Source organism: Neobacillus sp. YX16 (assembly GCF_030123505.1).
In the GTDB taxonomy this organism is placed as follows: domain Bacteria; phylum Bacillota; class Bacilli; order Bacillales; family Cytobacillaceae; genus Neobacillus.
This window is the reverse complement of record NZ_CP126115.1, coordinates 2959151-2973040: the sequence shown is the minus strand read 5'-3', so window position 1 is coordinate 2973040 and position 13890 is coordinate 2959151. Positions and strand designations below refer to the sequence as shown.

General features: G+C 37.1%; 12 protein-coding genes and 2 pseudogenes. 4 read left to right on the top strand and 10 right to left on the bottom strand.

The features are described 5' to 3' along the window. Window positions 1-13 precede the first annotated feature (13 nt). From QNH48_RS14310 to QNH48_RS14295, 4 genes are all read right to left on the bottom strand, one after another. Window positions 14-2077, bottom strand: coding sequence for a PAS domain S-box protein (locus tag QNH48_RS14310; protein WP_283955500.1), 2064 nt, complete (start codon window positions 2075-2077; stop codon window positions 14-16). Continuing rightward, window positions 2019-2879 (bottom strand): CheR family methyltransferase, encoded by an 861-nt coding sequence (locus QNH48_RS14305; RefSeq protein WP_283955771.1) that lies wholly within the window; start codon window positions 2877-2879, stop codon window positions 2019-2021. Before QNH48_RS14305 ends, QNH48_RS14310 begins: the two co-directional genes overlap by 59 nt. A 3-nt stretch (window positions 2880-2882) precedes the next feature. After that, on the bottom strand, window positions 2883-5639 hold the full coding sequence (locus QNH48_RS14300) for a response regulator (protein ID WP_283955499.1): 2757 nt from the start codon (window positions 5637-5639) through the stop codon (window positions 2883-2885). 399 nt (window positions 5640-6038) lie between these two features. Beyond that, window positions 6039-6245 carry a hypothetical protein gene (locus QNH48_RS14295; RefSeq protein ID WP_283955498.1) on the bottom strand — a complete coding sequence of 69 codons (207 nt, stop codon included), beginning with the start codon at window positions 6243-6245 and terminating at the stop codon, window positions 6039-6041. Window positions 6246-6395: 150 nt separating this feature from the next. Between QNH48_RS14295 and QNH48_RS14290 the strand changes: the two genes are divergently transcribed. Continuing rightward, window positions 6396-6539 carry a hypothetical protein gene (locus QNH48_RS14290; RefSeq protein WP_283955497.1) on the top strand — a complete coding sequence of 48 codons (144 nt, stop codon included), beginning with the start codon at window positions 6396-6398 and terminating at the stop codon, window positions 6537-6539. Between the two features lie 212 nt (window positions 6540-6751). On the opposite strand, the gene QNH48_RS14285 is transcribed toward QNH48_RS14290, so the two are convergent. Both QNH48_RS14285 and QNH48_RS14280 read right to left on the bottom strand, forming a co-directional pair. Next, window positions 6752-6940, bottom strand: a complete 189-nt coding sequence (locus QNH48_RS14285; RefSeq protein ID WP_283955496.1) for a hypothetical protein — start codon at window positions 6938-6940, stop codon at window positions 6752-6754. A gap of 142 nt (window positions 6941-7082) precedes the next feature. Continuing rightward, entirely contained in the window at window positions 7083-7409 is a 327-nt protein-coding gene (locus QNH48_RS14280; protein ID WP_283955495.1) for an antibiotic biosynthesis monooxygenase family protein, read from the bottom strand. A gap of 348 nt (window positions 7410-7757) precedes the next feature. Here QNH48_RS14280 and QNH48_RS14275 point away from each other — a divergent pair. Further along, window positions 7758-8351: pseudogene (locus QNH48_RS14275) on the top strand (IS110 family RNA-guided transposase); the annotation flags it as partial. Between the two features lie 518 nt (window positions 8352-8869). Here QNH48_RS14275 and QNH48_RS14270 read toward each other — a convergent pair. Further along, entirely contained in the window at window positions 8870-9313 is a 444-nt protein-coding gene (locus QNH48_RS14270; RefSeq protein ID WP_283955494.1) for a carboxymuconolactone decarboxylase family protein, read from the bottom strand. A gap of 77 nt (window positions 9314-9390) precedes the next feature. After that, window positions 9391-9489: pseudogene (locus QNH48_RS14265) on the bottom strand (FMN-dependent NADH-azoreductase); the annotation flags it as partial. A gap of 202 nt (window positions 9490-9691) precedes the next feature. On the opposite strand from QNH48_RS14265, the gene QNH48_RS14260 reads away from it, so the two are divergent. Next, window positions 9692-10183: an RrF2 family transcriptional regulator gene (locus tag QNH48_RS14260; RefSeq protein WP_283955493.1), complete on the top strand. Its 492-nt coding sequence runs from the start codon at window positions 9692-9694 to the stop codon at window positions 10181-10183. Between the two features lie 218 nt (window positions 10184-10401). Here the strand turns inward: QNH48_RS14260 and ltrA are convergent, their stop codons facing one another. Beyond that, window positions 10402-11730 carry a group II intron reverse transcriptase/maturase gene (gene ltrA / locus QNH48_RS14255; protein ID WP_283951264.1) on the bottom strand — a complete coding sequence of 443 codons (1329 nt, stop codon included), beginning with the start codon at window positions 11728-11730 and terminating at the stop codon, window positions 10402-10404. Window positions 11731-12213: 483 nt separating this feature from the next. Then, a complete protein-coding gene (locus QNH48_RS14250) occupies window positions 12214-12354 on the bottom strand; it encodes a hypothetical protein (RefSeq protein WP_283955492.1) in 141 nt (46 codons plus the stop codon). A gap of 222 nt (window positions 12355-12576) precedes the next feature. Between QNH48_RS14250 and QNH48_RS14245 the strand changes: the two genes are divergently transcribed. After that, entirely contained in the window at window positions 12577-13794 is a 1218-nt protein-coding gene (locus tag QNH48_RS14245) for an IS110 family RNA-guided transposase (protein ID WP_283950930.1), read from the top strand. Window positions 13795-13890 lie beyond the last annotated feature (96 nt).

Sequence of the window (13890 nt, the reverse complement as noted above, 5' to 3'; positions counted from 1 at the left end):
TTAAAGAATAAACCTACGCGGTTAAGCTGGGAATGAGCTGAAATCGAGCTGAGAAAGTCGTCCCTTCATCACCCGTTTCAATTTCAATTTGGGCATCATGCCGTTTTGCTACACTGTAACAAATAGCTAACCCCAAACCTGTTCCTGTTTCCTTTGTTGTAAAGAAAGGTGTCCCTAATTTTGATAATACCTCGGGGCTGATTCCCTGGCCTTCATCTCTTATTTGCAGAACCACGGTCTCTTTGTCTTTATAGGTTTTAATCGTCAATATTCCATTAGACGTCATGGCATCCAATCCGTTTAAGGCAATATTCAAGATGAGCTGGCGAATTTCTTTTTCGTCCAGGGAGATGTCAGGACATTCTCCTAATTCAAGCTTAAGCTGTTTATTCGAACGTAACGCTTCCGCTTGAATCAGAGGAGATAAAGCTTCAATGATGGTGTTCAAGTTTTGATTCCTTTTGACACTAATTTTGTTTTTAGCTAGATTCAAAAATTCTGTGATAATCGAGTTTGCCCTGTTCAATTCCTCTAACATTAAATCGATGATATCAGTAGATAATTTGTCGACTTTATTCCTTGTTAATTGTAAAAATCCTTGTACAGTTGTCATCGGGTTTCTAATCTCATGGGCAATACCTGCTGCCATCTCGCCGATTAAATTTAATCGGTCCAGCCGATACATTTCATTCTCTAGATGTACCCTTTCTGTAATATCATTCAAAACGATAAGCGTACATGGTTCGGAATCGATATCAATCATTTCCGTGGACAATAACCCTGAGCGGACTTCCCCGTTTTTCGTCTCATACTTAATTTTCTTGTTTAGAATTTTATTATTGAAATCAATAGACTTTCCTGTGGCTTCATCGATAAAATTCTTACAATTAATTTTTTGATGCGTCAACTCATCACTGCAATAACCGGTGAATTTGCTCCAGCTGGGATTGATGTCGATAAATGTCAGATCCTTCTGTAATAATATCGCTTTTAATAAGGGGCTGGATTCAAATATTTTTCGAAACCTTTCTTGGGAACGGAACAGATGGTCGGCAATTCTTTTTCGTTCTTCAATTTCTTTTTGCAGTTTCTCATTTGATTTGGTCAGTTCAAGCGTCCGCTCCTCAACAATATGTTCCAAATTATGAAACCTCTGTTTTTTTACTTCTTCTATTTGCTTTCTTTCTGTTACATCCCGTATCGTACAAACAAAAATCTGTTCATCCTCAATAATGGTTGAAGAAATTAACAAATCCGCATAAAAGCAGCTTTTATCCTTTCGACCAGCCACTACTTCAATAATTTTTCCTACCGATTGTCTAATCATAGATAGGAATGAGAATGATGAGTCCAATAACACTTCATCCTCCCATTTAGGAAAAAGCTTCAGAACGTGATTTTCATCCAATTCCTTTGCCTGGTAGCCAAACATGCTAGTGACGGCAGGATTCACAGAAAGAATACAACCTTTATTATCAAACGTTACAATGGTATCGGTTATCGTTTGACTTATGGCTTTTGATAACGCCTCTGTCCGACGCAAATTTAAGGTGGTTCTATCCAGCCTTTTGTTGACCTTATTCAGCTCAAGCAAATGTCCTAGATCCGTTTTAATGATTGTTTCTTGATGATTTTGATGGATTTTAACAAACTGTTCAATTTTCTTTTTCAAGGTTTCCGGCTGAAAGGGTTTAAAAATATAATCGATCGCACCTACGGAGTAACCCTGATCAACATGTTCCATCTCTTGATTAATCGCTGTAATAAAAATAATCGGGATATTTTTTGTCTTTTCTCTCGCCTTGATAAGCTTAGCCGTATCAAAGCCATTCAGTCCCGGCATTTGAACGTCTAGCAAAATAACTGCAAAGTCATGTTGAAGCATACATTTCAATGCTTCTTTTCCTGAATGGGCGCTAATAAGGTTGTAGTTGGGTGAAGTGAGTACGGCTTCTAACGCCAGAAGGTTTTCTGGGTGATCATCCACCATTAAAATATTCACCTTTTGAGCATTCGTATTATTTAACCTTCCGATAAAGTCTTTCGGGTCCATCAAATTCTCCGTAGCAGTCTTCATAACGTGTAAATTTAACCCCCTCTCTTATTCCTAAACCAAGAAAACCTGACGTACTTAGGCTTTCATATATTAATTGATGAACGTTATTTTGAAGGTTCTTATTAAAATAAATGAGAACATTTCGGCATATAATCATATCAAACTCGTTAAAAGAATGGTCTGAAACCACATTATGCTGGGCAAAGATCATATTTTTCTGAAGAAATGGGTGGAAACAAACCTTATCGTCAATGGCTTTATAATATTCAGAAAAGGCCTGCTTCCCTCCTGCTTCAATATAGTTTTTGGTATAAAGCTTCATCCCTTCTAAGGGAAAAGTACCTTGTTTTGCTTTTTCGAGAATATTCTTATTTATATCGGTTGCATAGATTCTTGTTTTATCGTAGATCCCTTCTTCATGAAGGAGGATCGCCATGGAATATACTTCTTCACCAGAAGAACATCCAACATGCCAAATTTTAATCGAAGGGTAATCCTTTATTAAAGGGACCACCTTTGTTCGGATACTCTTAAAAAAGGATGGATCTCGAAACATTTCGGTAACATTGATTGAAAAATCGGATAGTAATCTTGCCATCACACTAGGTTCACGAAGGATTATTTCCTGCAGGGCCGATATACTTGACAATCTCTCAATCTGAACGCGATGGCTAATCCTTCTTTGGATGAAAGGAAAGGCATAGTTTCTAAAATCATATCCATAATATCGAAACACAGCCTCTAGTAATAAATCAATTTCAATCCTCTCGATTTCTTCAGACTGTACTAGATTACGAGCTTCATGAGATTTTACCTGTGCGATTGTCTAGCCCTCCTTCGTAAACAGCCAAACTTGCATTAACGAGAACAGCTGTTCTAAGTTAATCGGCTTGCTAATATAATCGGTTGCTCCTGCCTCCAGGCATTCTTCTCTGCTGTGTTTCATTGCCTTTGCAGTAAGGGCAATGATTGGTATCGTTTCAAATATTCTTATCTTACGAATTTGTTGGATTGCCTCAAACCCATCCATCTCCGGCATCATAATATCCATTAAAATCAAGTCGGTATTAGGATTCGCCTTTAGTACCTCCAACGCTTCCCAGCCGTTTTCGGCCACCAAAATCTGCATATCATGATTTTCAAGTGCAATTGTTAAGGCATATACATTACGGATATCATCATCGACGATAAGAATTTTCTTATTTTTCAAAATCGATTTACCATGTGTAATCTGTAGTTCTTCCTTTAGAAATTGATTATTCTTCGTGTTCACTAAATCTTTCGCTTCTAAACTGACCGCTGCTTCCGTTTGTGCCGTAGATTTTCTTACTATTTTGTTATTCATTTGAATGTTTGGCAAATATAACGTAAATGTACTTCCATTCCTAATTTCACTTGAAACTTCTATAAATCCGCCCAATAACTGAGCCAGTTCCCTGCAAATCGAAAGACCTAATCCCGTACCGCCATATTTCCTGCTAGTCGTCCCATCTGCTTGTTTGAAAGCATCAAAAATCGTCTCTTGTTTTTCTTTCTCAATTCCAATACCCGTATCTATCACCGAAAAGGCGAGCATTCGTTCTAGTCGTTGTACTTCCCCTCTATTCACTGTGATGTTTTTCATCACACTACGAATTTGTAATGAGACACTGCCACTTTCCGTAAATTTAAACGCATTGGCTAGGAGATTTTTTAAGATTTGCTGCAGTCGTTGTTCATCCGTAAAGAACGTCATGGGCAAGGCTTTGTCCAATTCGATTGTAAACTGAACTTTCTTCTTATTTGCAATCGGTGAGAATTGACGAAAGATAAAATCTCTCAACTGATTCATTTCTACTTCTTTTGATATCACATCTAGTTTACCAGACTCTACTTTGGCCAAATCTAATATATCATTAATTAAATTCAATAAATCATTTCCGGAAGAGTAAATGGTTTTAATATATTCCTCCTGTTTATATGTTAGATTCCCATCTCCATTTTCAGAGAGGATTTGTGCTAGAATGAGCAAACTATTTAAAGGAGTTCTTAGTTCATGGGACATATTTGCTAGAAACTCAGATTTATATTTAGAACTAAGCTCTAGCTGCTGCGCTTTTTCTTCAAGCGCTGCACTGACCTCTTGTATTTCAAAGTTCCTTTGTTTAGACGCTTCATATTCTTCCTCTAGTTTTTCATTTGTCGTCCTTAACTCCTCTTGCTGCATCTGGAGCTCCTCTGATTGGGCTTGTAGTTCTTCTGTCAGGGCTTGTGATTCTTGCAATAACTTTTCTACCTTCATGTGGTTGATAATACTATTGATTTTGATACCTAAATTGTTATTCACTTCTTCAAGCAGCTTGATGTGTAACGGAGTTAACTCTTCAAAAGAGGCAATTTCGATCACCGCAAGTACTTGGTCTTCAAATAAAACTGGTAAAATCATAATCGTTTTAGGAGAAGCTTCTCCCAGCCCAGAACCGATTTTTAGATAATCGTCGGGAACCTGGGTTAACTGGATGGGCCGCTTCAAAAGTGCACATTGCCCAATTAATCCCTCCCCTAAACGAAATTGCTTTCGTTCTTCCTCCCCTGTTATAGAGGCAAAGGAAGACATTCTTGATAAATACTGGTCACTTTTGTTAACTTCCTTTAAATAGAAAGCTCCGTAGGTCGCTCCTACCATGGGGACAAGGTTTGTGATTAGCATACTGGCTAGCATCTTCACATTCTCAACCTCAGGATACAAGGTGGCAATTTCAGCAATTTTTGTATTCAGCCAGCTCGTTTCTTCTGCTTCTTCTTTTAATTGTTTCTCGATTCTACTATGTTTCTCAAGTGCTTTAGCCATCTTATTAAAGGCCACAGCGATTTCACTCAGTTCCCCTTTTGAGGTAATCTCAATACGTGGTAATGTATCAAAATCACTCGCCGCGGCCTCTTTCATCACGTCTGTTACCTTGTTAAGGTTGTTGCTGGTGCTTTTAATGATCCATATGGCAAAGCTTATACCGATGATTAAGCCGAACACTAGGTATATATAAATATTTTCAACTGCCCAATTATAGGTGTCTTTGGAACGTAACAATTCATCCTTCATTCTTTGTTCTTGTAAGCCATGAAGCAGTTCTGATATTTGAACCATTCTTTGACTGATCAGTTCAAATTCAGTCATAAAAGCTGAAGTAAGTTCAGCGTCAGGATTGATTTTTCTTTCCGTGAGCGCTTGCTGACCCATATTTCGATAGGATTCATGTAAGATTTTAAGTTTACCAATGAGCTCCTGGGATTTCTCTTGTTTGTCCTTTTTCTCTAGTGAATCAATCGCAACCTGTAAATTTGAATTTGAATTTTCCCATGCATCCAATAAGTCGGAATTGACTTCCTCTTCACGATCATTCAATATGGTTTTCAATACGTTTGACACGATTGAAGTTTCTTCTTTAATCGTGGAAGCAATTTGGATTCTCTCATTAACATCACTAATCACAACGTTCATTTTAACTGTCGATTCTTCAAGCATGTTCATTAATACTATAACGATAATCGTAATAAACAATAGCAATGATCCTATGCTCGTATAGAGCTTCGTTCGAAATCTCATAAACCCTCCTAATTTGCAAGCAAATAGATAAACTAGTGAAAATTTTCCCACTTTTAATCATACTTTAAATTCCTTATAATCGTCTATATGATTTTTAGGACCAGGGGGACGGTTCTTTCGGTCTAACCTTATGAGAACCGTCATTTTGGCAAGGCCATGAGAACCCTTCCTATGGAAGGTTTTTTTGCTGATTCGTGTTCCAAGTAGGTTTAGATGCCAATTTTTTAGTAGGCATGGTGTTCCGGGATTAGAAATTACAGAGATTGATAAAGTTAAATATGTTTTCTATAAAGGAGTAATAGTAATTGACGGGACATAGTACAAACAACAAGTGCCAAGCACCGACCAAAATATTGGATCGTGCCTGGCACTTTTGTTTAGTCGTCTCTGTTACGATAGTTAACCCTTTTTAGTTTCCTTTTTTTCTAACTTTTTCACTCGATGTAGAATTTGAAATAGTATAGATGTAGTAATCGAAAATTGAATAATGAATAAAATAAGATAAATAAATTCAGTATTATCACCACCAATTAATGAACCCAAGCCAAACAGTAAAATTATACTTCCAATTACAGTTAAAATAAAAACTAATATCCCATTTTCCATATTTGTCTCCCCTAAGAATTTATCAATTGATCAATAAAAACCTCCTAATTGATTTTTCATTTATTTTACCATTTATCAGGTGCATTCTACTGGCAAGATTAGAATTTTTAAAGGTTAAAGTTGGACATATTATCCGTAGGAGGTGATAAGGTGGCCGACAAAAAGAAAACTTCCAACCACATAGAAAGAAGCAGTAAAATAGATAGAGACAAAAATGAACGACATAACGCTAATGCTAGGGCAGCAGCGGATCTTGAAACTGAAACCCCAAGAATAAACACAGATAATCTATAACAGTTAGTTTATTATTCAAACATATGAAAAAACATACCGAAAAACAAACTATATTCCATCTATCAACGCTTGGGTTTAGATTCAAGCGTTATTAATTCTAAGTCTTTGTTAAATAATATTGTTGATATATCATTAGAAAAAAGAGCCTTCATAGGCTCTTTTTGTAAACTCCTTTAATTTTACTCCTCCACCAAGGTACTAAAATTATTTGATTATTTGATTAACCTTTCTGGGTTTTTCACTTTTATTGAAACAACTTCTCCGCAATCCAAACAAACCGTAAAGATTCTCTCAGAACCAAACGTCAATTTCTTATCCACTGGGCGAAGATTTATGAAATCCATTGCTTGTACAAATGAATTTCCTCCACAACTTTTACATTTCATTTCAGAAACATTCATTTATACTAATCCCCCTTCTATATTTTTAAAACGTTATTAATCTTTCATTTATATTTACATTTAAAAGAAACATTAATTTATTTGAATTTCCTATGGTTTTTAACGCGTAAAACACCCAATAATTGAAGAAGATCAACGTATACTACATTTCGAAAAAGTTATCTCTTTCTACTTTGCATACTCTTAGTGAGAAGTTTTTGTACCATTCATTTTTACCTTTATCCTGTGCGACTTGATGTGCTGAATGTTCCTTCCAATCCTTTATCGCATCTAAGGAATCCCAATATGAAACCGTAATTCCTAATCCTTCATCTCTTGCACTTTCTACACCTAAGAAACCCTTCTGCTGAGAAGCTAACTCCACCATTTTTTCCGCCATTTTTCCGTAACCTCTGTCACCTTCAGTTTGTTGTGAAGAAAATATAACCGCATAGTAAGGTGGCTGAGGAGTTTTAGCAGTTCCACTCATTTTAATTCCCCCAATATATTTTAATAAAGTATTCCCGATGTAAAATTTTAACACAGTTTTAAGTTTCCTTTTTCAATTAACCTGCTCCGATAGCCACCCATGAAGCGCAAAAATCGGCGCTTCACCACAAAGAATGAAAATGTATTGAATCCGTCCATACTGTTTCTACGGCTGGGAGAGGAAGGTCGATCAACTATGGTGCCTTAGAGCCCATCCGATAGTCTGACTCCAACGACCACGGTGCACCACAAACTGTCGCTCCCTTACGGGAAGCACTCATGGTAGATTAATCCTAATTCTGATTGTTGCACCAGCCTCCAATTTTCAAGCCTTGAAAGGAAGACTTCAATGGATGTAATCATTGAAAGAGCATGTGGTTTTGATGTCCATAAGGACAATATCACTGCTTGTATTATGACTTCAAAAGGAAAGGAGATTCAAACATTTTCTACTAAAACAGTTTTTCTATTAAAGTTATTGGACTGGATTAAAGAAAATAATTGTACACACGTAGCTATGGAAAGCACGAGTGTTTATTGGAAGCCTATTGTTAACTTATTAGAGTCCGAAGGAATCGAGTTTTTAGTAGTGAACGCTCAACACATGAAGGCTCTTCCCGGACGCAAAACGGATGTTAAGGATGCGGAATGGATTGCACAACTTCTTCGCCATGGACTTCTTAAAGCTAGTTTCATTCCTGATAGAAACCAACGTGAACTACGGGAACTTGTTCGCTATCGCCGAAGTATTATTGAAGAACGCGCCAGAAAACATAATCGGATTCAAAAGGTTTTAGAAGGAGCTAATATCAAACTAGGTTCTGTTGTATCTGATATTATGGGAGTTTCATCGAAGGATATGCTTCGAGCAATCGCAGATGGTGAGAATGATCCTGAAAAACTAGCAAACTTCGCTCGTCGTACAATGAAAAAGAAAAAGGCAGCAATTGTAGTCGCTCATGCGATGTTGCGAATCGCATATTACCTACTAACCCAAAAGAAATGTATGCTGACTTAGGCGAAGATTTTTTTGATAAACAAAGACAAGTATCTATTGTACGCCATTCGGTTCGAAGACTAGAAAACTTAGGCTATTCTGTGACAATTACCGAAGCTTCTTAATTCAATATTTGTAGTCCATAAACACCTTGATCAGGCGCCCCGCTCTTTTTTAAAAAAATCATTGAGCTGTGTATATTTAAGTATTGCCATTTTCCGGTTCTTACAGAAGTTAATTTTCATGGAAGTTTAAGTACAATATTTCACCATCTTACATAAGCAAGATGGTGACTATCATGCTGGAGAATTATAGAAAGTTTTGAAATGGCATAAGGTAGACCAAGCAAGAGGTAATTTTATGCTCTATATAAGCATAAAACGGAAAAGCATCCAAACTGGTTCATTTGGATGCCTTTTTTCTACAATCTGAGACGAACACTATTAGATGTTTGCTGAGAGTAATTATTTTTCAGTTGCTGTATTCCCCATTGCAATAGAAATTCTATTCCAACTGTTGATTTGATTAATTATCAGTACAAGGTCAACATATTGTCTCTCGTCATAATGTTCACGTACTCGTTGATAAAGCTCATCTGGCACGCGTTTTGTCGGGATTAAAGTTACGTATTCTGTCAACTCAAGAGCTACTTTTTCTGCATCTGTGTAAAATGTGCACTCTCTCCAAGCACTAATACAATATAAACGTTGTTCCATTTCTCCCATTTTTCTAGCATCAGCTGTATGCATGTTAATACAATATGCACAACCATTTATTTGAGATGCCCGAATTTTTATAAGTTCACGGAGTTTACGGTCTATACCTGTTGTTTTCGTATACTTCTCCATTTCCATCATTATTTTAAGTGCTTCTGGTGCTACATTGTAATAATCAACTCGTTGTTCCAATTAAATTACCTCCTTATACTTCTTTTCCTTTAAGACAGTATTAATTTAGGTGCTAATCTTGAAGTAGCTTTTTCAGCTTCTTTATAAGCATTCAAAAAGTGGTTAAAAACCTGCAAGCTAACTGAAGAAGTATCATCTATTTTTGGATGTGCGTTAATGATAAGTGTTTTGTTCATTTTTATTTCCCCTTTAAGAATTTTAGATTCTAATTAAAGACTAAGTTAATCGTCGATTAACATTGTCTATAATATATGCTATGATTATTTTTGTCAAAGGAATATGATTTATCCAAAAGAGATTTCTTTCATTTGACTAACACTCTAAATACTCCTAAGATACAATTTGATAACCCTTAAATTCAAAAGCAGGTGAGTTTATATGCAGTATAGTGTCGGAGTTGAATATGCATTACATTGTCTGATTTATTTAATTGATCTTCCTTCCAAGGAAAGTGTTGGGATAAAGGATTTGGCAGAATTCCAAGGACTTCCTGAGACATTTCTTTCAAAAGTTTTCGGTAAATTATCTAAGGCAGGCATCGTAAGTTCTGTCCCTGGTGTAAAAGGAGGGTATAGGTTATCTAAGTCCCCAGAAGATATTTCCTTTTGGGATGTAGTTGAAGCAGTTGAAGGTCCTAAGCCAATTTTTCAATGTAAAAATATTAAAGATAATGGTTATTTGTATAGAGAAAACTGTTGTTCAGCTCCCTCCTCTTGTACCATCAACTTAGTTATGCTCTCTGCGGAAGAAAAAATGCGTGATTACTTGCGTAATAAAACACTGTCATGGTTAAATGATGAGCTTGATCGTGTCTTACCCAAACAAATACGTAAAGATACTCGGAAATATTTTTCGAAGAGCAACATATAAAATAAACCTCTCGTGAAATTCCTAAATTAACAGGAATTTGGAGAGGTTTTTTGCTTAGTTCAAGGAAAAAGCTTCGTTCAATTTTCTATTGATAACTACAACCAATCTTCAACTAGTCGAGTAGAAAGGAACCTCTCTACCTTACGGTAGATTGTGTTCCTCCCCCTCACAGAACCGTGCTTGCGCTATTAACGCACACGGCTCCTCCAAATTATCATTCACAGAATATAGCTAATTTCTTTTCTTAAATCATAAATATTCACTTTGATTCTTGGTGAAGGTAGTGGATATTTATTAAGAAAGAGCCTGAATTTGTCCCAAGTAAAGGATTTCCTTTGGCTTCTTCTGTTTAGCCATTTGTATAGTAAGCATTCGATTTTCTCTTTAAAGTTGTTAACAGTTTGGGTATTATCTGTGATGCAATAATAGTTGTAGTAACCTATTAGTGAGCGTTTAAATCTATCCATAATCATATGAATATCTTTATTCCTATTATTCTTCAGCCATTCTTTAGTTCCTTTTAGTTTGCCTTGGACTTTCTTCCTGCTCGTTTTCCGCTTTACTCGGAATTTCCCGTGCTTACTTATCCCACAATAGTGAGTAAATCCAAGGAAGTCGAAGGTACCCGGTTTGCCAATTCCGTCACGTTTTGCATTCTTCTCCGCAAACCGTCCGAAGGGAATTATTTTAGTTTTATCCTCGGCTATTTCTAGGTTAAATTTCTTTAATCTCGCTTTTAATGAATGAAAGAATTGCTCGGCTTCACTTTTATTCTGAAAACAACAAACAAAATCATCTGCGTATCTTACTATATACGCCTGGCCTTTACATTGTTTCTTAACCACTTTTTCAAACCATAGATCAAGAACGTAATGGAGATAGACATTGGCTAATATCGGAGATATCACTCCACCTTGCGGTGTACCATTGTCTGTCTTGTATTTCTTACCTTCCTCCATGTATCCACCTTTAAGAAACCTGCTGATTAGTCTCAGTAGGTTAGTGTCAGTGATTCGGAGTTTCAAGAATTCCATCATCCATTTGTGGTCAACGTTATCAAAGAAGCCTTTAATATCTACATCTACTACATAGCTTATTGCTCTCTTCTCAATATAATGATTCAGTATTTTCAGTGCATCGTGGCAGTTTCTATTTGGACGGAACCCAAATGAGCAGTCTAGAAAGTCATTTTCATAGATGGCATTTAGTATTTTCGTAATGCCTTTTTGAACAATTTTATCTTCTTGTTCCGGTATTCCCAATGGTCTCATCTTGTTTGAGTTGAGCTTTGGGATATACATTCGTCTTACTGGAACAGGACGATAACTTTTGCTTTTGAGCCTACTTACTAAGTCCTCTATGTTTTCTTCTAAACTTTCATCGTATTGCTCTTTAGTAGTACCGTTAATCCCAGTTGCCTTCTTATTGGGTAGTTCAAGATGGCATTGAATTAATGCTTCCTTATCTAAAAGATGTGCAAGAGATGTAAATTTCATTTTAGGATTAGATTTTGCTAATTCTGCTATCCTTAGTAGTTTTGTTTCCATTTATTTATACCTACCTCTGTGTGTAGTAAATGTGTCCCTAGTAAGGGTGATAACTGGTAGCTAGCCTTTCCTCCATCGGCATTACCCAACTTCATTGGTACTACGCTGCTATCCGACTCCCTACACGGCATTTGGTTTCCTCGCTTTTTATCACTTGTAGACCATACTCTTCTATTAAAATAAGAAAAGACCGGTAGGGTCTCCCGAGTTGCCGTATCATATCAATGTGTAACGTGCCAAGGTCTCTGACCCCAGAGAGGTTTTACCCTTCTTGCCATTAACGAAAGATAAAATGTAGCTTTCTGAACGCAGGTATGTCATCAGCCCTCTCGATTTTCTAACATTATGGAGCTCAATCCCTTCAACCCTTGGGCTTTCGGCCCGCCACCTAACTGTCTACGCTTAAAGACTAAAGTTACCTTTAGTCCTTCAAGACTCGCTACGAGCGAATGGCTAGTTCTTACTCGACGGGAATCCCACCCGCTATATGATACGACCTATGCTCGGCCGCACACCTGCCCCGTTAGCACAATAAGCAATAAGAGCTGCCGTATCGACAACTCCCAATTCAGCTATCGGACCCGTTAGCCATCCATGAATCGCTAAAAAAAAGCTCTTCACCACAAAGAATGAAAATGTATTGAATCCGTCCATACTTGTTCTAAGGCTGGGAGAGGAAGGTCGTTTAAGTTTGGTGCGTTAGAGCCCATCCGTTAGTCTGACTCCAACGACCATGGTGCATCACAAACTGTCGCTCCCTTACGGGAAGCACTCATGGTAGATTAATCCTTATTCTGATTGTTGCACCAGCCCCCAATCTTACAAGCCTAGAAAGGAAGAACTTCAATGGATGTAATCATTGAAAGAGCATGTGGTATGGATGTTCATAAGGATAATATCACTGCGTGTATTTTGACACCTGATGGAAAGGAGATTCAAACGTTTTCTACAAAAACAGTTTTTCTACTCAAGTTAATAGACTGGGTTAAGGAACATCAATGCACCCATGTCGCAATGGAAAGTACAAGTGTTTATTGGAAACCTATTGTTAATCTACTAGAATCTGAAGGAATTGAGTTTTTAGTTGTGAACGCCCAACATATGAAGGCACTCCCAGGTCGTAAGACCGACGTTAAAGATGCCGAATGGATTGCACAACTTCTTCGCCATGGTTTACTCAAAGCTAGTTTCATTCCAAATCGGACTCAAAGGGAACTTCGAGAACTTGTCCGTTATCGCCGTAGTATTATAGAAGAACGTGCAAGACAACATAATCGGGTTCAAAAAGTTTTAGAAGGAGCCAATATCAAACTCGGTTCAGTTGTATCTGATATTATGGGTGTTTCCTCAAAGGATATGCTTCGAGCTATAGCCGATGGCGAGGATGATCCTGAGAAACTAGCAAACTTCGCTCGTCGTACAATGAAAAAGAAAAAAGAAGAACTTGAATTAGCACTTCAGGGCTATGTTAACCCACATCAACGATTAATGCTCAAAACGATTTTAACTCACATTGATTTCCTAACTGAGCAAATTGAAATGTTAGATCAAGAGATAGCCAAACGAGTTAGCTCTTATGAAGAAGATATTGAAAGACTGGATTCGATTCCTGGAATCGCCAGAAGAATGGCTGAACAAATCCTAGCTGAAATCGGTACTGATGTTAAAAAACAATTTCCAACTGCGGCTCATCTTTGTTCATGGGCAGCCCTAGTACCTGGACATAATGAAAGTGCTGGGAAAAGAAAATCAACTAAAACTAAAAAAGGAAATAAGTATTTAAGATCAGCATTAACTGAAGCAGCTCAATCAGTCAGGGGTTCAAAAAACTATCTTGGTGCATTGTATCGTCGAACAGCAGGACGAAAAGGCAAAAAAAGAGCAGCTATAGTAGTTGCCCATGCGATATTGCGAATCGCATATTACCTGTTAACTAGAAAAGAAATGTATGTAGACTTAGGCGAAGACTACTTCGATAAACAAAGACAGGTTTCAATTGTACGCCATTCGGTTCGAAGACTAGAAAACTTAGGTTATACAGTTACAATAACAGAGGCTTCCTAATCCACTAAACAAATATATAACCACCAAAGATCAGACGCTCTCCCCTTTTAAAAAGATGAATGAGCTGCGTCTATTTAAGTATTGCCATTTTTCGAA

Coding starts and splice junctions, on each gene's coding strand:
- QNH48_RS14295 (WP_283955498.1), bottom strand. CDS start 6,245: ATGGAAAATGGGATATTAGTTTTTATTTTAACTGTAATTGGAAGTATA.
- QNH48_RS14280 (WP_283955495.1), bottom strand. CDS start 7,409: ATGAGTGGAACTGCTAAAACTCCTCAGCCACCTTACTATGCGGTTATA.
- QNH48_RS14245 (WP_283950930.1), top strand. CDS start 12,577: ATGGATGTAATCATTGAAAGAGCATGTGGTATGGATGTTCATAAGGAT.
- QNH48_RS14260 (WP_283955493.1), top strand. CDS start 9,692: ATGCAGTATAGTGTCGGAGTTGAATATGCATTACATTGTCTGATTTAT.
- QNH48_RS14285 (WP_283955496.1), bottom strand. CDS start 6,940: ATGAATGTTTCTGAAATGAAATGTAAAAGTTGTGGAGGAAATTCATTT.
- QNH48_RS14310 (WP_283955500.1), bottom strand. CDS start 2,077: ATGAAGACTGCTACGGAGAATTTGATGGACCCGAAAGACTTTATCGGA.
- QNH48_RS14300 (WP_283955499.1), bottom strand. CDS start 5,639: ATGAGATTTCGAACGAAGCTCTATACGAGCATAGGATCATTGCTATTG.
- ltrA (WP_283951264.1), bottom strand. CDS start 11,730: ATGGAAACAAAACTACTAAGGATAGCAGAATTAGCAAAATCTAATCCT.